Source organism: Saccharopolyspora spinosa NRRL 18395, assembly GCF_000194155.1.
GTDB classification, from domain to species: Bacteria; Actinomycetota; Actinomycetes; order Mycobacteriales; family Pseudonocardiaceae; genus Saccharopolyspora; species Saccharopolyspora spinosa.
The window spans coordinates 214,651-235,219 of sequence record NZ_GL877882.1 but is presented as its reverse complement, the minus strand read 5'-3'; the positions used below and the strand labels follow the sequence as shown (position 1 = coordinate 235,219).

General features: G+C 66.0%; 18 protein-coding genes. 9 read left to right on the top strand and 9 right to left on the bottom strand.

Annotated elements, in window-relative coordinates:
• Positions 1 to 3: 3 nt before the first annotated feature.
• Positions 4 to 900: a dihydrodipicolinate synthase family protein gene (locus SSPN_RS47625; protein WP_010314850.1), complete on the bottom strand. Its 897-nt coding sequence runs from the start codon at positions 898 to 900 to the stop codon at positions 4 to 6.
• A 206-nt stretch (positions 901 to 1,106) separates the two neighbouring features.
• Between SSPN_RS47625 and SSPN_RS47620 the strand changes: the two genes are divergently transcribed.
• Positions 1,107 to 1,802: a GntR family transcriptional regulator gene (locus SSPN_RS47620; protein WP_083822315.1), complete on the top strand. Its 696-nt coding sequence runs from the start codon at positions 1,107 to 1,109 to the stop codon at positions 1,800 to 1,802.
• A gap of 513 nt (positions 1,803 to 2,315) precedes the next feature.
• Positions 2,316 to 3,710: a mandelate racemase/muconate lactonizing enzyme family protein gene (locus SSPN_RS53020; protein WP_202798996.1), complete on the top strand. Its 1,395-nt coding sequence runs from the start codon at positions 2,316 to 2,318 to the stop codon at positions 3,708 to 3,710.
• Positions 3,711 to 3,891: 181 nt separating this feature from the next.
• On the opposite strand, the gene SSPN_RS0136600 is transcribed toward SSPN_RS53020, so the two are convergent.
• The 5 genes from SSPN_RS0136600 to SSPN_RS47610 all read right to left on the bottom strand — a co-directional run bounded on the left by SSPN_RS0136600 (position 3,892) and on the right by SSPN_RS47610 (position 9,035).
• The gene (locus SSPN_RS0136600; protein ID WP_010314842.1) at positions 3,892 to 4,869 is read right to left on the bottom strand and encodes a polysaccharide deacetylase family protein; all 978 of its coding nucleotides are present in this window, start codon (positions 4,867 to 4,869) and stop codon (positions 3,892 to 3,894) included.
• A 34-nt stretch (positions 4,870 to 4,903) separates the two neighbouring features.
• Complete coding sequence (locus SSPN_RS0136595; protein ID WP_083822314.1) at positions 4,904 to 5,599, bottom strand: AroM family protein; 696 nt, start codon at positions 5,597 to 5,599, stop codon at positions 4,904 to 4,906.
• A 139-nt stretch (positions 5,600 to 5,738) separates the two neighbouring features.
• Entirely contained in the window at positions 5,739 to 6,482 is a 744-nt protein-coding gene (locus SSPN_RS0136590; RefSeq protein WP_010314838.1) for an SDR family NAD(P)-dependent oxidoreductase, read from the bottom strand.
• A 4-nt stretch (positions 6,483 to 6,486) separates the two neighbouring features.
• The gene (locus SSPN_RS49665) at positions 6,487 to 7,446 is read right to left on the bottom strand and encodes an NAD-dependent epimerase/dehydratase family protein (RefSeq protein ID WP_010314837.1); all 960 of its coding nucleotides are present in this window, start codon (positions 7,444 to 7,446) and stop codon (positions 6,487 to 6,489) included.
• A gap of 38 nt (positions 7,447 to 7,484) precedes the next feature.
• Entirely contained in the window at positions 7,485 to 9,035 is a 1,551-nt protein-coding gene (locus SSPN_RS47610; RefSeq protein ID WP_237710935.1) for an NCS1 family nucleobase:cation symporter-1, read from the bottom strand.
• A gap of 174 nt (positions 9,036 to 9,209) precedes the next feature.
• Here SSPN_RS47610 and SSPN_RS0136575 point away from each other — a divergent pair, with 174 nt between their 5' ends.
• The 7 genes from SSPN_RS0136575 to SSPN_RS47600 all read left to right on the top strand — a co-directional run bounded on the left by SSPN_RS0136575 (position 9,210) and on the right by SSPN_RS47600 (position 17,418).
• A complete protein-coding gene (locus SSPN_RS0136575; protein WP_083822312.1) occupies positions 9,210 to 10,046 on the top strand; it encodes an FCD domain-containing protein in 837 nt (278 codons plus the stop codon).
• A gap of 338 nt (positions 10,047 to 10,384) precedes the next feature.
• Positions 10,385 to 11,848 carry an NCS1 family nucleobase:cation symporter-1 gene (locus SSPN_RS0136570; protein ID WP_010314834.1) on the top strand — a complete coding sequence of 488 codons (1,464 nt, stop codon included), beginning with the start codon at positions 10,385 to 10,387 and terminating at the stop codon, positions 11,846 to 11,848.
• Between the two features lie 498 nt (positions 11,849 to 12,346).
• Positions 12,347 to 12,583 (top strand): ferredoxin, encoded by a 237-nt coding sequence (locus SSPN_RS0136560; RefSeq protein ID WP_010314831.1) that lies wholly within the window; start codon positions 12,347 to 12,349, stop codon positions 12,581 to 12,583.
• A 32-nt stretch (positions 12,584 to 12,615) separates the two neighbouring features.
• Positions 12,616 to 14,157, top strand: a complete 1,542-nt coding sequence (locus SSPN_RS0136555; RefSeq protein WP_010314830.1) for an ABC transporter substrate-binding protein — start codon at positions 12,616 to 12,618, stop codon at positions 14,155 to 14,157.
• Positions 14,154 to 15,104 carry an ABC transporter permease gene (locus SSPN_RS0136550; protein ID WP_010314829.1) on the top strand — a complete coding sequence of 317 codons (951 nt, stop codon included), beginning with the start codon at positions 14,154 to 14,156 and terminating at the stop codon, positions 15,102 to 15,104. Before SSPN_RS0136555 ends, SSPN_RS0136550 begins: the two co-directional genes overlap by 4 nt.
• Positions 15,104 to 15,913 carry an ABC transporter permease gene (locus tag SSPN_RS0136545; protein ID WP_010314828.1) on the top strand — a complete coding sequence of 270 codons (810 nt, stop codon included), beginning with the start codon at positions 15,104 to 15,106 and terminating at the stop codon, positions 15,911 to 15,913. Before SSPN_RS0136550 ends, SSPN_RS0136545 begins: the two co-directional genes overlap by 1 nt.
• A complete protein-coding gene (locus tag SSPN_RS47600; RefSeq protein ID WP_010314826.1) occupies positions 15,910 to 17,418 on the top strand; it encodes an ABC transporter ATP-binding protein in 1,509 nt (502 codons plus the stop codon). Before SSPN_RS0136545 ends, SSPN_RS47600 begins: the two co-directional genes overlap by 4 nt.
• Before the next feature lie 151 nt (positions 17,419 to 17,569).
• Here the strand turns inward: SSPN_RS47600 and SSPN_RS0136535 are convergent, their stop codons facing one another.
• The 3 genes from SSPN_RS0136535 to SSPN_RS0136525 are packed head-to-tail and all read right to left on the bottom strand — an operon-like array spanning position 17,570 to position 20,564.
• Positions 17,570 to 19,036, bottom strand: a complete 1,467-nt coding sequence (locus SSPN_RS0136535; protein WP_010314824.1) for an MFS transporter — start codon at positions 19,034 to 19,036, stop codon at positions 17,570 to 17,572.
• Positions 19,033 to 19,785, bottom strand: a complete 753-nt coding sequence (locus SSPN_RS0136530; protein WP_203218541.1) for a class I SAM-dependent methyltransferase — start codon at positions 19,783 to 19,785, stop codon at positions 19,033 to 19,035. The genes SSPN_RS0136535 and SSPN_RS0136530 overlap by 4 nt, the downstream gene beginning before the upstream one ends.
• The gene (locus tag SSPN_RS0136525; protein ID WP_101377291.1) at positions 19,782 to 20,564 is read right to left on the bottom strand and encodes a thioesterase II family protein; all 783 of its coding nucleotides are present in this window, start codon (positions 20,562 to 20,564) and stop codon (positions 19,782 to 19,784) included. The genes SSPN_RS0136530 and SSPN_RS0136525 overlap by 4 nt, the downstream gene beginning before the upstream one ends.
• Positions 20,565 to 20,569 lie beyond the last annotated feature (5 nt).

Here is a 20,569-nt window from a genome sequence, read left to right as displayed (position 1 = left end):
CCCTCAGCCCTTCAGCCCTGCGGCCGCAAGAGCCGCGGTGAGGGTCTCGACGGTCCCGGGCGTTGCGGGCAGGGCCGGCGGGCGTGGATCGCCGACCGGCTTGCCCGCCGCGGCCAGCGCCGCCTTGACGTTCTGCACGTAACCGCCGGACAGGACCGGCTGCTCCAGTTTCCAGATGGTCGACCAGATCTCGCGTGCGGCGGCGATGTCGTTCTTGACCACTGCGGTTTCATAAAGTGCGACCGCGAGGGCGGGGAAGTAATTGGCGGCGCCCCATACCGAGCCGACCGCGCCGATCGCGTAGGTGGCCAGGGTGACTTCGTCCCAGCCGTTGAAGACCTTGATGTCGATCTCCGGGTCTTCGAGCAATTCGACCAGGAAGCTGAGATTGCCGGAAGACTCCTTCATGTACGTGACGTTCGGGATCGCGGCGAGCTCCCTGAACTGATCGATCGTCAGGTCCAGCCCGGTCGTCTCCGGAATGTGGTAGTACATGATCGGCAGGTCGACCGAATCCGAGATCCTCTGGAAGTGGGCCAGCACCTCGGCCCAGGTGTTGGGCTCGAAATACGGCGGGATGACCATGATCGCCGCCGCGCCTTTGTCCTTTGCGTGCTGGCTCAGTTCGATCACCTCGGCGGCGTGCAGCGCGCCCGTGTGCGGCACAACCGGGATACGGCCAGCCACCTCGTCGATGACGATCTCGGTGACGAGCTTGCGCTCGTCCTTGGTCAGATTGATGAATTCACCGGTGCTCCCGCACGGGATGATGCCGTGCACTCCGGCGTCCACCAAGTCCGAGACGTGGCTGCGCAGGCGCGCCTCGTCGACCGCACCGTCCTGGGAGAACGGGGTGGCGAGCGCGATGAGGATCCCACGGAGGGTGGTGACGGATGTCATTGAGGTCCCTTCCTCGAAGCGGCAGAGCGAACTATTATCGATAATCTGTTCCCTGTCAACCCGTGGAGCTGCCCACGTGCGCGCCCCCGGGGGGCCGACTGTAATACTGGATCACCACTATCGATAAACGATTATCCTCATACCGTGGGGCTCCGCGGGCCTGATGGGGCTCGACGGGGCAGCTGTACGAGTCCAGAAGAGAGGTCGTGACGACGTTGTCCGCTACTGCGGTGCCTGCCGGTGGTCACAGGCAATCCCTACCTGCAACTTCGGTGCGCGAGGCGATTGTCGCGACGCTGCGTGAAGACATTGTCACCGGCTCCCTGACCGCGGGCACCCAACTCAAGCAGGATGACTTGGCGGCCAGGTTCGGGGTCTCCCCCGCCCCGATCCGCGAAGCGTTGCGCCAGCTCGAGAACGAGGGCCTTGTCGAGCATTTCCCGAACCGAGGCGTCTTCGTCACCGACATCAGCGCCGAGGACATCGTCAACCTGTTGCTCCCGGTGCGGCTCGCGATCGAGACGTTCGGCGTCAAGAAGAGCGCTGCCACCCGGCGAGAGCAACTCCTCTCGGAACTGGACGACATCGTGAGCCGGATGCGCGATGCCGCCGCGATCGACGACCTCCGCACCGTCAACGAGCTGGACGTGCAGTTCCATCAGACGATGGTGCACCTCTCCGGTTCGGAACAGGCCATCCGGCTCTGGCACAGCGTGCATTCGCGGATCCGCGCGCAGATCTACCGGATGTCGACCCGGCTCGAGTCCCCAACGGTTGTCGTCGACGATCATCAGGCGATCCTCGACGCCATTCGCAGTGAAGACCCGGGCACCATCGAAGAAGTGATGCACGAGCACATCATCGAGCATCCGACCGAGCAACTGCGCGGCCAGTCCGACTGACCAGCCTGCGCGCTACAACGACATCACCGACGGCGATCAAGGACACTGGCAACAACTGCACCAGGAGTACCAGCGACGACGGGATCAACCCCTCGGCTAAGCCCGAACCCCAGCAGCCCGACCGCAGCGAGCAGGTAGCCGGGGCACTGCCCCTAGTTCGATAGTGCGCGGGCTTGTACCTCGTCGGCGCTGCGCACCGAGATGACTCGTGAAAGATCGTCGGTAGCCAGGTCACCAGGGTGTACACCAGGGGCGAAGTCATCCCGAAGATGAGAATGAGGCCGACCAGCAACGATCCCGTCCTGCCGCGCGCCCCGATCATCGAGCGGCCCCCGACAGGACGGCGCCGAGCGCATATGCCGACAACGTGATCACGCCGATCGCGTGCTCTCCCCCGCCCAATTGCTCAACGATCACGCGGTTGAACGGTCCCGTGCTCGGCCATCCATCAGCTCGACAGTCGCGCTAACTAACGATAATCTATAATCAGTAAATCCGAGGAGAGGTGTGCCCGTGCGGATCGACGCCGTGGATTTCTTCTACGCGAGCCTGCCGACGGTGACCACGGCGGTGGACGGGAGCCAGGATGCACTCCTCGTCCGAGTGCGCTCCGGTGACGACATCGGCTGGGGAGAGTGCGAGGCATCGCCGTTGGTCTCGATAGCGGCGTTCATCACGCCGCCGTCACATGGCGCCTGCCAGCCGGTGTCCGCCTCGGTACTCGGCCGTCGCCTCGACAAGCCCGAGGACATCCTCGCCATCTCGGCAGATGTGGCCTATCGCAGCATGGACGTGCTTCAGGCATCCCACACCTACTCAGGCATCGAGATGGCGTTGTGGGATCTGCTCGGCAAACGCCGCGACGTTCCCGTCTGGTCGCTGCTCGGCTACGACCGCAGCCACGGGCGGATTCCTTATGCTTCAATACTTTTCGGTGATACACCGGACGAAACCTACGACCGTGCAAGAGAAATCCGCAGCCAGGGATTCGTCGCGGCGAAATTCGGGTGGGGCCCCTTCGGCCACGGCACACCGAACGACGACGCGGCACATCTATTCGCGGCGCGTAACGGACTCGGCAACGACACAGCCCTCATGGTGGACGCCGGCCAGGTCTGGCGCACCGACGTCGACGCCGTTCGCGCCCGTTGGGATGCTCTCGTGGACGTCGACGCGACCTGGCTCGAGGAACCGTTCACCGGCTCGGCATTCGATGCCTACGCCGCGATCTCGGCATCGACCAACCCCAGCCGTGGCCCTCGGCTCGCCGCCGGAGAGGCCTCGCACAACCCGCACATGGCCCGGCACCTGATCGACTACGGCAAAGTTGCCTATATCCAGATCGACACCGGCCGCGTCGGCGGTATTCACCCGGCGTACGAGGTGGCCCAGCACGCCGACCACGGTGGCGTGACATACGTGAACCACACGTTCACCTCACACCTGGCTCTTTCGGCAGCGCTGCAACCTTATGCCGGGTTACGGCGGCACCGATGGTGCGAATACCCGGTCGCGCTGAGTCCTGGCGCCCCCCCCCGCCCGCCTCGAACGCGACGTAGACGGCCTCGTCTCGGCGCCCGAGAAGCCAGGCCTCGGCGTCACTGTCGACCTCGATGCGCTGGCGCCGTACCTACACGACATACAGATCACCATCGACGGACATCCGGTATGGGCCAGCGGCCAATGAAGATCGACGAGGCCTTCGCCGCGCTCCTGGACCGAGTGTCCTCACGTTCGCGACACTCGCCGGGGCCGATGTTTGCCTTGGTGACATCCGCGGGTCCTTGGTCGCCGCTGGCGCATCGGGGTCCGGCCCGTACTCGGCGAGATAACGCGCCAACTGAGCAGAAGCCAGGAGGTAGTTGTAGCGGGTGGTCTCCGGGTAATTCAGCTGTCCAGCGCGGTTGAAGCTGAAGCACCGACCTGCGCGGACGGAGAACCGGCAGGTCGGGGCAGTTTCGTTGTGGACCGTTGGAAACTATGTACCCGTCGATTGCTCCGCGCCCTGCGCCAACTGGAACCACCGCGGCTGCGCTTGTGCCGGTGCGGCGGTACGGGCCGATTTTGGCCGGCCCGTACCGCACGTTTCCTAGCGACCCCTGGTGGCTGCCGACTGCTCATATCCGAACTCGTGGTGGTGGTCGATCCACCACCGCGCGATATCGACACGGGGCGCGACCCACACGTCACCCAATTCGCGGACGTACTCGAGGAACATCTGCAGCGCAGACGCCCGCGAGGCCTGGCCCATCCAGTGAGCGTGGATGCCAATGGTCATCATCTTCGGATGGGTCTCGCCTTCATGCCGCAAGAAGTCGAGCCCATGCTTGCACGTCTTGAAGAAGTCGGCGGGCTCCGAGTAGCCCTGAGCGATCACGAATCGGTGGTCGTTGTACACGCTGCTGTACGGGATAACGAGGTGCTTCTTCTCAGCGACATTGACAAAGTAGGGAATGTCGTCATTGTATGCGTCTGAATCGTAGAGGAATCCCCCTTCCTCTACAACGAGTTCCCGTGTGTGGGTCGAACCGCTGTGCCTGGTCTGCCAGCCGAGGGGCCGCTGGCCGCAGGACTCTTCGATCAGTTGGACTGCGGCGGCGATGCGCTCCCGTTCTTCCTGGCGCGATAGCGTCCAGGCTTCCTCCCATCGCCAGCCGTGACAACCTGGTTCGTGGCCCGCCTCCTTGACGTAGGCGCCCACTTCGGGATTCCGGGCAAAGGCCACCGCACATCCGGAGAACGTGGTCTTCACGTCATATTCGTCGAGAAGTCGCGCGATGCGCCAGATCCCGGCACGGCCGCCGTACTCCGACACCGATTCAGTGGCAAGGTCGCGGTATCGCGGGTCGAGGGCGTATGGAAACTCGAAGATGCGATCGTTCCGTCGGTCACCGGACGGCCACGACGCCTCGGCTCCGGTCTCGAAGTTGACGACGATCGCGACGGCTGCCTTGGCGCCGTCCGGCCAGAAGCTGCGGACTCCGTGCCGGCCGTAGCCGATCAGGTCGCGGACAGGCCCGCCGACCTCGTCCTCCCACGGGCCGAGTCGGTCGTTGTTCACGTTCATCAATTCCTTTCGCCTATCTTATTCTCTTGAGTTTCTAATCGGCGGCCATGCTGCTACAGAACAGCCCGATTATTTGTGCCGCGACTTCTCGCGCGGAGAAGACAGGAACCCCTACTTCCCGATGCGCAAGTTGCGCATCACTCAGACTGAAGCCGAAGCAGTCGAGCACGACGACCGCCGCGCCGCGGTCACGAAGCTCGCGGACCGTTTCGAGCAGCCGAGCCGCGCGGTCGCTTCCCGCCGCATACGGCGGAACGCATTTTGCGGTCACATCGAAACCATCACCGCGCCATTTCTCTTCAGCGAACGGAACTTGACCTTCGTTCGGCGAGATGATCCCGACGTGGGTGTCGCCAACGGTCGCCTTGAGGATCGCCGGGGTCAGCCGACCCGACGCGAGAAGTGGCACAGCGCTGAATACAGGTCCGAGATCGCCCGCGCAGAGAATGGCGATGACCGCGGCTCCGTCGTCAGCCAGTGCATCGATAGTCGCCTGCAGGTACGGCCTGATGCTGGCGCGGGGGATGTCCACGCCGACTGTGCTGGTGACGGGGATGTGGATTGGATACTCACCGCCGGGGTCGTGCAATTTGTAGATGGTGTCGTCGTCAACGTTGTCGAGGGCGCCCCGCATCTTGACGCGGTTTCCTCGGAGAAATGGCGCGAACGTTTTCTCGAAGTCTGGTCGTGGAGTGCGGCCGAGAGTGGCTAGGCCGACGAGTTCGGGCATTCCTCACCTCGCGGTTGGTTGCATGGGCCCAGGTGTGTCAGCGCCTGCGGTTCGTAGTTAGGGGCGGGTGTCTGCTCGCCGTTGGAGTCGTTCGAGCGAGGCGGCGTCGTCGCACCACAGCGGCGTGCGCACATCGGTGTTACGGCATCACGTCGCCGCTGTTCGGACCGAGCGTTTGGCCTACGTAGAGGTTTCCGCCGGGTTCGCTCGCGAGCAGCAACGCGGTGGGCGCAACCTCGTCCGGCAGTCCGGCACGTCCGAGTGGCAGTTCACGCTGCTTCGCGGCGAGTGTGTCGGCGGCCAGGCCCGCGACGAAGTCCGTCTCGATGGGGCCGGGTGCAATCGCGTTCACTAAGACGCCGTTGCCGGCGACCTCTCGTGCTAGCGCCTTTGTGAAGCCGATGACCCCTGCTTTGGCAGCCGTGTAATGGGCGAACCCGATGCCACCCTTCTGCCCGACCTGGCTCGCGATGTTGATGATCCGGCCCCAGCGCTGCTCGAGCATGTGAGGTACCGCCCAACGGCAACACAAGAAGACGCCTTTGAGGTCTACGTCGAGCGTCTCGTCCCACTGCTCGACCGTCATGTCGCTGACGGGAACCTCAGTGATGACGCCGGCGCTGTTGACCAGGATGTGCAGGGAGCCGAGCGACTTGACCGTGTCGTCGATGAGGGCTTGCGTGGAAGCCGGGTCCGTCACGTCAACCGTCGTCGAGTGTGTCTTCGCTCCTGCGCGTTCGCACAGTTCGACGGTTTCCGCCAGCCGCGGCGAGTGACGATCGCCCAGCATGAGGCTCGCCCCGACCCGTGCGTAGGTCAACGCGATGGAGCGGCCGATCCCGCCCGCAGCCCCCACCACCAGCGCCGTCCTGCCGTCGAGCACACGTTCAGTCATGGTTGGCACCTGCGTTCAGTTTCGAGCCGTCGCGGCCGTGGTCAGTACCGTTGGCGATGGGGGTGTACGTGTCGAGCTCAGCCTTCCGCCACCGGATGGCCCGCTCGATACCGTCCTGAAGCGTCACCTCGGGGATTACCGTGGTGGCCTTGACGAGAGCGCTGGAGTCAAACCCGGCTGGATAGTCGACCCGCTTCCCCTCGTACGGCTCAGTGGGAACGCCCAAGAGCGAGCTGATCCGGTACGCGATCTCGGTGTGGCCCACCATCTCGGCGACCGCGTCATAGGCTGATTCGTAGTGAGGGACTGCTGACAGGCCGGCCAGGAGGCGGGCGCAGTCGTCGATCCAGATGACGGGTTCGTACTCGTTGACGTTGAAGCGGACGGGGCGTCCGCGCAAGCCGTCATCGATCATGGTGTGAATCGGGTTCGATGTCTGCCGTCCGGGACCGTAGACCGAGCCGACGCGGACCGACGTATAGCCGTTTCCGAGGCGCCGACGGTAAAGGTCGATCAGGATCTCGCCATACTTCTTGGTGGTCGCGTAGAGGGAGTCGGGCTCCGGACGGGTCGTCGTCCCGACGGCATAGGCGCTGACAGAGGCGGCGTAGACGACGCGCGGGGTCTTGGCGCGCGCGGCACTCTCCAGGACGTTAGCCGTCCCCTCGCAGTTGACGCGGACGATTTCGGTCGGCTGATCGGCGGCGAGCATCGGACCCGAGATGCCCGCGAGATGGAACACGATGTCCGGGGCCAGGTCACGAAATAATTCTTCGACGTCGCTGGAACAGATATCGATATCGACGGCATTCAGGTCCGACGACCCTGCTGACAGGCCATGTACAGTCCAGCCGGCGGCTTCAAGCTCTCGCCGGAGGACTCGGCCGATGAAGCCAGATTCTCCGGTTACGATCGCGATCAACTCATGACCGCCTTTCTGCTGCTCGCTCACACAGCGTTCCGAGATTGTGTCGCTGGGGAAGACATGCGTCATGGCGCTGTAGGGTTGATGGCCCCATCGCTCGACGAGTCCGCTGAGGGGCTGAGAAGACGTCCTGCACCGGTGCTCTCGGATCCAGCCTCGACGACTCCCAGCTCGACGACTGGCCTCCGCGTAGCAGTGCGGTTCATCGCGTGATAGAGCCCAGCCGCGACGGCTCCGCCGATCAGCCACGCGAACGGCGCGACGTTTTCGAAGACGGGAACAAGGGCGAGCACGGCGCTCAACGCGGCTGACGGGACGAAGGCGGCGATCGCCTTCGGGTTCACGCCACGCTTGTACGCGTACGCTGATCCGTCAACTCGGAAGAGGCCCTCGACGAGGACGCGCCTGCGCTGCACGACGTAGTAGTCGAGCATCATGATCGCGAAGAGCGGTCCGAGGAACGCACCGAGCGCCCCGAGGAAGTAGTTGATGACGATAGGCGAGGAAAAGAGCTTCCACGGCATGACGAGAATCGCAGCCACCGAGCTGATGGCGCCGCCCCGTCGGAAAGTGATCTTCTTGGGCCAGACGTTGGCGAGGTCGTATGCCGGCGATACGAAATTCGATACGATGTTCACTCCGATCGTGGCGAACGCGAACAGGAATACGCCCACGATGAGGAGCCCGGTGTTCGGCACCTTGCCGAGCAGTTCGGCCGGGTCCAGAAGGGCCTGGCCGAAGACCGTGACGCTTCCGACTGAGATGACGACCGACGTCACCGAGAAGGCAGTCCAGTTCAGCGGCGCACCTAACATGGTTCCGACGCGCACGGCGCGGGAGCTGCGGACGAAGCGACCGAAATCGCAGAAGTTCAGGGCAAGGGTCGCGAGCTGGCTCACGACAAGGGCGGCCGAGGTGAGCATGAGGTGAGCCTGCTGACCACCCGAGAGCTGTTTGACGCTCAGCGAGAAGTCGATGTGCCCCTTCGCCTGAACGACGAGCCAAACGGCAAGCACGAGCATGACGACCCAGACAACCGGCCCGGCCCATTCCTGGAACCTTCGTACCATGTCCATGCCGAAGCCAATGACCAGCCACTGGATCAGCCACAACGCCAAGAAGGACATCCAGCCCAAAGCGTGGAGTCCGAGGAATGAGTGCTCCGTCCAGCTCTCGAGGCCGGGATTGATCCGCACAAGCAGCACGCTGATCGCAACGGAGGCAAGGTACGTCTGGATGCCGTACCAGAAGATGGCGATGATCCCACGAATGAGCGCCGGGATATTCGCACCGAAGAGGCCCCAGCTGACGCGGGAGAGAACCGGGAACGGCAGGCCGGTGCGCTGTCCGATGACACCTGACATCGCACAGCCCACGTAGAGGACCAATGTTCCGGCCAGAACGCTGATCAGGATCTGCCACCCGTTCAGCCCGAGAAGGAACAGCCCTGCCGCGAAGGTGTAGCTGGCTGCGTTGTGCGCCACCGACATCCATACGGCGAAAATGCTGTACCAGCCCCAGGTGCGCTCCTTCTTCGGGACCGGAGCGAGGTCCGGGTTGTACAAACGGCCTGATGGATCGGCTGACGCGAGGTCAGAATTCGTCGCGGTCATCATTGGCCTCCGCTGTCGTAGTGGCGACGATGCTGCCTCGCGGCCCGTATACCTGTCAAGGGTGACGGACCTTGGTCGACTTTGACAGGTAGTCGCAGCCATCCACCAGGCCCACGGCTGACGGCCTTGCCGGGGCCGTCATACTTGGCGCATGGCTGGCAGGAGGGCTACGCACTGATGCACAGTGATGGAGTGGGCGGACCGATCGGAACCTCCCGCGGCGACCGCGAGGAGGTCCCCCTTCTCACCGCCCTCTACGACGCCACGGGCCCGATCGGAGCTCGCCAGATCCGCGAGAGCCTTCGACTGCACGGCATCGAGCTCTCAGAGTCGACGATCGCTCGTCGACTCCGCGAGCTCGACAGTGACGGCTTGACCCAACAAGTGGGCCTGAAAGGCCGGACTTTGACCACGCTGGGGCGGCACCGGATCGGAGTGCTGCTGCGAGCCGATCGCACGGCGACCGACCTACGGCACGCGACCCAGGTCGAGACAGCCGAAGACGTCCTCAACCTGCTGAAGGCTCGCCGCGCCATCGAGCCCGAGGCCGTCTTCGAGAGCGCACATCTCGTCACGCCACACGACATCGCATCACTCGGTGGCCTGGTCACGGATCACGACGCAGCGGTCGGCGCCGGCGATTCCTTCCCGCGCGACCTCGCCCTCGGCTTCCACCGCCGGGTCACGGCCCACAGCGAGAACCCCCTCGTGCAGGCGATGCTGGCCATCGTCCTCGATCCCTCCTTGGACCGAGTGGAAGCCGCGCTCGACGTCATTCTTGAGGTCCGGCATCGCGACCGCGACAGCGTCGCCGAACATCAAGCGATCGTTGAAGCCCTCGCCGCGCACGACGGGGCCCTCGCAGCCGAACTCATGCGATCCCACCTGTCCCGGCTCATCGCAGAAGTTGAAGCCTTCATCGAGAGGTACGACGGGGCGCTGCTCGAGAGGCTGATCCGCTGGAACGGAAGAGGCGTCGAGCAGGACGCCGGCTGGTCGCCGCAGCCACACTGATGCTGCGGGCCACGGCGTCTCGGCGGCCTGCATGTTTCGTTACGCCCCGAGGCAGCTCGCGCGGAGTAGCCGCGCCATCGCTAGACCGCCCCCATACTCGTGGATCGGGGTCTACCACTGGCCCAGGTCTGTCGCAGTTGACAGAGGCCGGTCTCACATGCGGTAATCCTCACCTAGCAGAGGAGCCCGGGCGCGAACAACCGAGACTGCGGCGCCTACCTCAGTTGTGAGTTCGTGCGCTTCGCCGCTGCACAGGACCCAAAGTTCCTCTGTCATTCCCGCATTTCCGCGCGAGGCCCGCCTCACGCCCCCGCAAATCGCGGCTCGAGGAGTCTTGAATGACGGACACCAGTCAATCCAACATCACGCAGGAAGATCGGGCTAGTAGCGCTCTCGTAAATGACGATCTTGCGCCCGCGACGGAGCGCAAGTGGGGCGCGTTCAGCATCTTTGCCATGTGGACTGCGAACGCTCACAGTATCGGAAGCTACACCTTTGCAGGTGGGCTGTTCTTTCTCGGCTTGAGCGGATGGCAAGTCCTGATTGCCTATGCGGCCGGGTATGCGCTGTCCTTAATCCCGCTGAACCTCGTCGGTTTTGCCGGACAACGAACCGGCGTCCCGATGTCGGTGTTCGCACGTGCAAGCTTCGGAGTCTACGGAGCGAACATTCCCGCGCTGACACGCGCAGTCGTCGCAATCTTCTGGTTCGGCATCCAGACCTACCTGGCCTCTGTAGCGCTCAGCGTCCTAATTCTGCGGATCGCCCCGAGCCTGGCGTCGTTCGCACAGTGGCAGTTCCTCGGACTTTCCGGCTTTGGGTGGGGTTGCTTCCTGATCGTTTGGGCATTGCAGCTTCTTGTCCTGCAGCACGGCATGGAGACAGTCCGCAAATTCCAGGTCTGGGCAGGACTACTCGTTCTCGTCATCATGCTGGTGTTGGCCGTTGCCATGATCGTCGCAGCTCGCGGCAAGATTGATCTGACCATGAGCTTCCACCCACTGTCCACAGGGCAGACGGTAGCGGCATTTCTCGGCGCGATGTTCCTGACCTGCGGATCAAATACGGCGGTCACGCTAGGATTTTTCGACTTCGCACGATTTTCGCCGAACCGGCGGGCTATCGTCATCGGCAATATCTTCGGGATGCCGGTTAACGCGGCGCTCTTCGCCCTGGTGTCCGTCGTCGTTACGCTCGGTGCGTTCGTTGTGTACGGCGACGCGATCGTCGATCCCGTGCTACTTGCTGCCCGGCTCGACAATGTTCCACTACTCGTGATCTGCGCCTTCATGTTCACGCTCGCAACGATCGGAATCAATGTCGCGGCGAACTTCGTCTCGCCATGCTATGACCTGGCAGGTATTTTTCCGCGATTCATCAACTTCAAGCGAGGTGGGATCATCACCGCGGTGCTCTCACTCGTCGTGACGCCGTGGAACCTCTACTCCAGCCCTGCGGTCGTAAACTACTTCATTGGGGCGCTTGGCGCCTTCCTCGGGCCCCTGCTTGCCGTGCTCCTCGTCGATTACTACCTTGTGCGCCGGAAGCACATCAGCATCGACGATCTTTACCGATCGGATGTGCGCGGTCGGTACTTCTACTGGCGAGGGTTCAACCCGCGCGCCCTCGCATCGTTCATTCCGGCTGCAGCAGTCTCCGCCTGCCTAGCCCTCATCCCGTACTTTCAGCCGTTTGCGCCATTCGCTTGGCTAGTCGGCGTCTTCTTGGCAGCACTGCTTCACTGGGCGGGGTATCAGGTCCGCTCGTCCAAGACCGAGCCGAGCGTGGCACAGGCGGCGTAGCCGCAGATGGTGCGAGGAATGGATCGGATCTGGGCGTGATCTCCCAGTAAGAAAGTCCGCGACTGCGACGGCGGCTGGTAGCCACGACGGGGACGTGCCCCTGTTCAACCCGGCAGACGAGGGCACCACCCGCTACCGCCGTCAGGGACAACAGTGGCACGCTGGGATTGAGCGGAATCGTGCCGGGATCCAGGAAGACGAACTTCTTCGGGACCTTGTACGTCAACCCCGTCCATTATGGACTGGCCTCCGGAACGCCGATCATGTGCCGCGACGAAATGGCCCCACGTGGAAGCGGTTCCTCAACGCCCAGGCCCAAGGCTTGATCACATGTGACTTCATGCAACTGGACACCGCCCTTGGCCAACGCCTCTTCGCCCTGGTTTCCGGGGCGAAGACGGCGACGTCGGCGTGGCTGATCCATGCTCCGAACGACACTTAGTGGAAATGGATTTCATCTTCGATTAGGCTGTGTCCCGCCACCGACGGTCGCCCAGAATGACCGTCACCGTCAGACCGGAGCGTGCCGTGCGTGTGTCGATCGACGTGGGGAAATGCATTGGCGTCGGCCAGTGCGTGTTCGCCGCAGCCGACATCTTCGACCAGGACGACAGCGACGGCACCGTACTGCTGCACGCTGGCGGGAAGGACGCGGAAGTTCCGGCTGCGCACCGCGATGCCGTGCTCGAAGCCGCGCGTCTTTGCCCGTCCGGCGCGGTGGCAGTCACGAGCTGACCCTGCCCGTCGATCATCATGGAGATCACCCTGTGACCCGGCACATCCACCGCCGCGCGTTCCTCCGCTCCTCGCTGTACGCGGCGGGGCTTGCGGCGCTCACCGCGTGCGGCTCGACACCCGCCACAGCTCGACGCGGCGGGACGTTGCGCGCCGCGTTCACCGGCGGCGGCGCGTCGGAAACCCTCAACTTCCTCACCGGACCGACGGCACTGGATTCGGTGCGGGCACGAGCAATGCACGGAAAGCTCGGCACACTGGATCCGGCCGCGCCTGACGGGGTGCGTTACGGCGTGCTGGAAGGCATCGACGTCAGCTCGGATCTTCGGACCTACACTCTCCGGCTGCGCAAGGGCGTGACCTTCACCGACGGATCCGCTCTGACCGCGCGAGACCTGCTGTACTCGCTCAACGCCCCGGTCCTCCTCGGCTCGCTTCCCTACCTCAAACCACCCGCGCAGAACTTCGACCTGGGCGCCGCCCGCATCGTCGACGATCTGACGTTAGTGCTGCCGGCCAAGCAACCGATCGCGGACGGTCGGCTGGTGCTGTGCCAGAGCACACTGGTGGTCAAGGACGCCACGACGGCCTTCACGCCGGCCATGCCGACCTGCGGCCCGTTCAGGATCACCGAGTTCGTCCCCGGTCAGGGAAGCACACTCGTCCGCCACGAGAGTTTCTACGGTCTGGCCCTGGGTAGCGGCCCGTACCTGGATTCTCTGGAGTTGCGTTCGATCCCCGACTCCAACGCCAGGGTGAACGCGCTGACCGGCGGGCAGCTCGACTTCGTCGGTGACATCGGCCCGGTCAAGGCCCGCACTCTGGAGGCCAACAAGCGGTTCGGGGCAAGCAGCGGGCAACTTCCGCACGCGACGTCGTTCGGGTTCATGATGAACCTCGCGCACAAGCCGTTCGACGACGTGCGCGTTCGCCAGGCATTCAAGCTCGCTGCGGATCGCGAGGGAATGGTCAGGTCCGTGCTGTTCGGCCGAGGCTTCGTCGGCAACGACCTGCCGTCGCTGGGATTCGCCGACTACGCAGCGGAAATCGCGCAGCGTCCGCACGACGTGCAACGAGCGCACGCACTACTGCGCGAGGCCGGGGCCGACGGGATGCCGATCACGCTGACCACCGGATCCGACGTCGCGGGCCTGGTTGAAGTGTCCACTTTGTACATCGAGAACCTCAAGGAGATCGGCGTCCAGGCCACCCTCGACCAACGTCCGCCGGGCCAGCTCTTCGCCGACATCAAGTCCTATTACCAGCTCCCGTTCGCTGCGACCTATTCGCCGCCTTCCCCGCCGCTGTCGGGATACGCCAACACCCGCACCGCGGGCGCACCCTCGACGTTCGGATTCAACCGCCCCGACATCGACGCGCTGGTGCTCAGGGCCCGCAGTGCGACCGGCCCCGCGCAGCGGCGCGAGGCCGCCATGCAGGCGCAGCGGCTGATATGGGAGGAGGGGAACTCGGTGCTCCCGGTGTTCGCCCCCACCATCAACGGACATGCCGCGAACGTGCAGGGCGTCACCAACGAGCCTTGGGCGGACTTCTCCGGCGCGTTCCTGGCATGAAGCTCGCGCTGTTCCTAGTCCGCCGTGTGGTCGCGGCGGTACTGTCACTGGTCGCGCTGTCGGCACTGGTGTTCGCAGCCACCGATCTGTTGCCCGGAGATGCCACCGACACCCTGGCCGGAGCGCAGGCCAGCCAGGGCGACCGCGACCAGTTGCGCGCACAACTCGGCTTGGACCGCAACGCCCTGGACCGGTTCACCTCCTGGCTGTCCCAGGCCGCCACCGGCGACCTCGGCACGGGTCTGGTCGGCGGGCGTCCGGTCGTGGCCGTGCTCGGCGAGCGGCTGCCCAACAGCCTGGTGCTGACCGCGCTCGCGTTCCTGCTGGCGGTCCCGTTGGCGATCGCGGGCGGGCTGCTGGCCGGTATGCGCGCGCAGCGGCGCAGCGACCGCGTGATCTCGGGCGGCGCGCTCGTCCTCGCCGGACTTCCCGAATTCCTGACCGTGGTGGCGCTGACCGCGGCCCTGTCGACCTGGCTCGGCCTGCTACCGGAAGTGTCGCTGGCCCCGGTGGGCGGACGCCCCTGGGACAGCCCTCAGGTGCTGGTTCTGCCGGCGCTGAGCCTGACGCTGGTTGGCGTGGCCACAGCGACCCGGCTCGTGCGCTCGGCCGTGGTCGATGTCGTCGACGCGCCGTACGTGGAGTCGGCGCGGCTGGCGGGCGTCTCCGGGGGCCGGCTGGCGGTTCGGCACGTGCTGCCCAACGCGCTGGGGCCGGCCGTGCAGGCCGTTGCGGTGATGTTCGGCGGCCTGACCGGCGGGGCCGTGGTGGTGGAGGCGATCTTCAACTACCCCGGCGTGGGCTACGAGCTCCAGCAGGCGGTCGCCAACCGGGATGTGCCGATGGTGCAGGGACTTTCCCTCGCGTTATGCGCGACCGCACTGCTCGCCCTGCTCGTCGGCGACGTGGTCGCTGCCCTGCTCGATCCCCGCCGGCGGGGGTTGTGATGGACCACCGCCGTTCCCGCGCATCGATCGCGATCTGCGCGGTGCTGGCCATCGGCGTCGCCGTGCTCGCGCTGTTCGGGCCGCTGCTGACCAGCGGGTCCCCCACCGAGCAGCGGTCGCTGCCATTCGAACCGGCGACCGGCCCGCTCCCACTGGGCAGCGACGAGATCGGCCGGGACGTGCTGGTGCGGGTGTTGCACGGCGGGCTGCCGGTCCTCGTCCTCGCGATGGGCTCCACGCTGCTGGCCAGTGCGATCAGTGTGGTGGTCGGATTGGCGACCGGACTCGCCGAACGGCGCGCGAGCGAGCTCACCGTCCGGATCATCGACGTCGTCGGGGTAGCCCCTCCCCTGCTGCTCATGCTGATCATCGCAACTGGGTTCCCCGGCAGCGACCTGGCCGTACTCGTCGCGGTCGCGCTGGTGTGCGTGCCGTTCTCGGTCCGGGTCGTCCGCGCCGCCGCACGTCAGGTGAGTGCACTCGGTTTTGTCGAGATCGCCCGTGCTCGTGGTGACCGGTGGTGGTCGGTCCTGCGCCACGACGTTCTCCCCGCCGTCTCCGGAACCCTGGTCGCCGAGCTGGGAATCCGGTTCACCGCCGCCATCCACCTCACCGCGACGGCGGGATTTCTCGGTCTCGGGCGGGGCGCCCCGGCCGCGAACTGGGGGCGCATGGTCAACGAGAACTTCCCCGGAATGGCGCTCAACCCGTGGCCGGTGCTGGTGCCCGCACTGCTGCTGGTGATGTTCGCGGTATCGGTCAACCTGCTCGCCGACGAAGCCGCACACCGGATCGGAGGTCGACGATGACGGTGGCCAGGATAGAAAATCTGGTCGTCACCCGCAGCCGTGACGGCGTCGCGGTGGTCGACGGAATCGGTTTCGCAGTGCGGCCGGGCGAGGTCGTGGCGCTGATGGGAGCGTCCGGGTCCGGAAAGACCACGACGGCGTTGACCTTGCTCGGTCACGTACGCCCGGGGCTCGAAGTCCGGTCCGGCTCCGTGCGCACTCAGGAATGTGATCCATTCGATCCCACGCACACCATGCGGCTGCGCCGTCGGATCGTCTCCTTCCTCGGGCAGGACCCGGCCTCCGCGCTCAACCCGGCTCGCCGGATCGGACGCCAGCTGGCCGAAACCGTGCGGATTCGGTCCGGGCTCCAGGGGGACGAGGTCGCCGCCGAGATCCGGCGCTTGCTGGCGCGGATGCGGCTTCCCACCGATGCCGGTTTCCTGCGGCGGTTTCCGCACCAGCTTTCCGGGGGGCAGGCTCGGCGGGTCGCCTTCACCCGGGCGCTGGCTGGTTCGCCTGCGCTGCTGGTGCTCGACGAACCGACCGCCGGGCTCGATCCCGCCGTGGCCGAGGACGTGCGTGGTTTGATCGGCGAGGCGTTGACCGGCTGCGCGGCGGTCCTGGTCAGTCATGACCGGGCCACGGTTCGCGCGCTCGCACACCACGTGCTCGTGCTGGAACGAGGCAAGGTGCACGACGCTGGATCCCCGCACGAAGTCCTCGCTCCGCGGCCTGCCACCACACCGCTACCGTCCACTTCAGACCATGAAGGCGGGTTGGTCATCTCCGGGCTGAGGGCCGGGCACGGCAAGCAGGCGGTGCTGCACGGCATCGACCTCCGCGTGGCGGCCGGCCAGTGCGTTGCCGTCGTCGGACCGTCCGGCTCCGGGAAGTCGACACTGGCGCGTTGCGTGGTCGGACTGCACCGGCGTCATGCGGGCACGATGTCCCTCGATGGCGTTGCGCTCGCTCCGGCCGCCGCACGACGCCGCGCCGACCAGCGACGCGCGGTCCAGTTGGTCGCGCAGGACAGCGCGGGAGCGCTGAACCCGCACGAAACCGTACGGTCCGCGCTGACCCGACCGATGCGAGCACGTTCCGTCGAGCAGGCCGAGCGCGAAGCCGAGCGGTTGCTCGGTCGGGTCCGGCTGCCGGTGACCTTCCTCGACCGCTATCCCGGCTCCCTCTCCGGCGGCGAGCGGCAGCGGGTCAACCTGGCCCGCGCGCTGGCCTGCGACCCCACGGTGCTGGTGTGCGACGAGGTGACTTCCGCGCTGGACGCAGGTACCGCCGATGCGGTGCTGGACCTGCTCGACGAGTTGCGCGCCACGCTGCGGCTCTCCGTCGTGCTAATCACCCACGACCTTTCCGAAGTGGTGCGCTGCGCCTCGCACGTGACGGTGCTCGGCGGGGGCCGGGTCGTCGAGTGCGGACCGGTCTCGGAGGTGCTCACCGATCCGCGACATCCGGCCACCCGCGCACTGGTGGAGCACGCACCGAGCATCACGACCACGGAGGGCTGATGCGATCGGCCTCGCCGATCTCACCGCCTTCAGGGGGGCCCGCGGCTGCGGACGCACGATCCGGTTGCCTGCTTCACCCGGCCCGATCTGCTTTACGCGGAACGGGGATTGCCTGCGCTCACAAGCACCTGCGCTGCGAGTTCGTGCCGCCCTAACCGCGTAGCTGACGAGTCCGGATGGTCGCCACGGCGATCAGCACGCCAAGCAGGGCCAGTCCGAGTGAGACCAGGCTGATGGCGGCGATCCCGTCCGCGAACGCGGTCTTCGCCAGGTCGACGACCGGGGGTTCGAGCCCGCCGAACCTACCTGCCGCCACAGCGGCCCGCGCGGCCTCCGGCGCCCCGGTCATGCCCGCCTCGACCCGGGCTGACAGCACCGCGCCGAACGCGGAGACACCCAACGCGGTGCCCAGCGGGAAGAACGAGTTCACCAGCCCGCTGGCCATCCCGGACCGCTCCGGTGGCACCACTCCGACCGAGATGGTGATCAGCGGCGGGAACAGCAGTCCGGCGGCGGCACCCAGGACGAAGAAGCCCGCCAGCGCGACCGTCCACGGCGAGTCCGGGCCGATCCTGGTCAGCAGCGCGAAGCCGACCGCGAAACCGGCGAATCCGGTGGCCAGGACCGGCAGGAGCCCGAGACGGTTGACCAGCCTGCCGGCCACCAGCGAGGTCACCACCGCCAGCACCGAGAGCGGCAGCAACCGCAGACCTGCCTGCAACGGCGAGTAACCCAGCATTCCCTGCAACCACAGCGCGAGGTAGGTCAGCGTTCCCAAGTTCAGCATGCGGGTCAGCAGGCTGAGCACCGCCGCTCCGGAGAAGGAGCTGATGCGGAACAGCCCGAGATCAAGCATCGGGTCAGCGCTGCGGCACTCCACCGCCAGGAAGGCCAACAACCCCACGCACGCAAGGGCCATCGAAACGACCACGTCGAGTCGACTCCAGCCGCCTTCGGCTCCGGTGACCACGGTGTAGTTGATCGCGAACAGAGTCCCGGTCGCCAGTGCCGTGCCGGGCAGGTCGAACCGCCCACCGCGCCGGCCCGCACCCGATTCGGCGATCAGGTACGCGGTACCGACCAGCAACAGCACACCGGGCACGAGGTTTACGAAGAACATCGACCGCCAGCCGAAGGTGTCGACCAGCGCACCACCGGCCAGCGGCCCCAGCGCCGCCGCGCCGGCGCTGACACCGCTGAACACACCCATCGCCGAGGCACGCCGCTGCGGCGGGTAGGCCTGCGCCAGCAGCGGAATCGCGGGGGCGTAGGTCATGGCTCCGCCGATGCCCTGCACAGCGCGGGCCACGGTTAACGCCACCGGTCCGGTCGCCAGTCCACATGCCACCGAGGACGCGGTGAACACGCCGACACCCACGATGAACATCCGCTTGCGACCGATGCGGTCCGACAACGAGCCCGCCGGCAGCAGCAGCGCGGCGAACACCAGCGGGTAGACACTCACCACCCATTGCAGGTCGGGCAGCGTCGCACCCAGGCCTGTGGCGATCTCCTCCAAGCCGATGTTGAGGATGGTGATGTCCAACGTCATCAGAGCGCCTGCGACGCAGACCAGCGCAAGCGTCCAGCCCGGGTTTCGCGTTGCGGTCGTGGTCATTTCACCAGCACCGCCAGTTCCGGTGGTGCGACCTCGCTGACGACGGACGGCACCGGCCGGGTCGGCAGACCGGACTCCGCTGCGATCAATTCAGTGTCCACTGTGTACCATTCGTAGCTGTCGGAGACCTCACGCACGAGGACGTCGTCCCGGTGCACCTTCCAGGTGTTGGTGAACCGCATCAGGTCCGGACCGGCGGGTCGCCCGGCCACCCACCACTCGTAACGCTGCCGTCCGAGCCGGGCCGTGAGCGACAGCGTCTGCGGGATCTGCCGGGAAGTGCGCACTCCCATCAGCTCCACCACGACGATCCCGCCCGGCACCAGTCTTTCGGAGACCCTCCGCCACAACCGCGTCCGTTCCGAAGCGTCCAGGTGGCCGACGACACCGAAGATCACCACTGCGGCCAGTCGTGGCGGCAGGTCGAGATCCGGCGCGGATTGCGCGGTGATCGTCACCCGCCCGCGAAGATCGTCATTGGCGGCGACGCGGCTGGTGAGGATCGCCCGCATCGGTGGCGACGGTTCGGCCGCGACGATCCGTGCCCCCGGGAGGGCGTCGGCGATGACCTCCGTGACGCGCCCGGTCCCTGCTCCGATCTCCAGCACCACGCCGGCATCGACGTCCACATCGGACAGCGCGGCGCGCAAGGGCGGTCCGCTGCTGCGAACCTGCCGATCGGCCACCAGTTCGTAGAACTCCGCGGTCGGTGTGTAGTCGCCGCGCATCGCTCCCCTTCCAGATTTCACGGCATGTCCGTCCATTCAGGCCCCGTTCTGGCCACCGCCGGATCCAGTCGTCGCAAGATCGCCGCGATCACCTCCCGCCGACGCGGGCCGAGGTAGAAGTGGTTTCCTTCGAAGCTTTCGACATCGGTTCGCCCGGCGGTCATCGACCGCCAACCTTGCGCGCCGGCGACGTCGAGCTCGGGATCGGTGTCGCCGACGAACACTCCGATCGGGCAGGTCAGTTTCGGCTCCGGGCGCGGGCGGTAAGTCTCGATCACGCGGTAGTCGCCGCGCACGTAGCCCAGGACAACGGCGCGCAGATCCGGGTCGGACAGCACGTCGGTGTCGGTTCCGCCGAGCCGGACCAGCTCGGCGCACAGGCCGTCGTCGTCGCGCAAGTGCACGTCACCGGGTTCGGCCTGGTGTGGCGCGGGGCGTCCGGACACCAGCAGCCAGTCCGGCTCGACTACGTTCAGCCGGCGCAGGCGTTGCACTGTTTCGTACGCGACGGTCGCGCCCATGCTGTGTCCGAACACCAGGTACGGACGGTCCGCGATGCGTCGCACGGCGCCCGCGATGCCCTCGACCAGTTCGTCCATGCTTTCGGCCAGTGGCTCGGTGAACCGGTCTTCGCGACCCGGATACTGCACCGCGACGAGCTCTACCGATGGTGGCAGTAGCGCCGCCCAAGCGCGGTAGGCTCCCGCTCCTCCCCCGGCATGCGGCATGCAGACCAGCCGTACCGCCGCCGCGGGGCGCGGGGCGTACCGGCGCAGCCACGGTCCCAGTCGTGAGCTCATCGTCA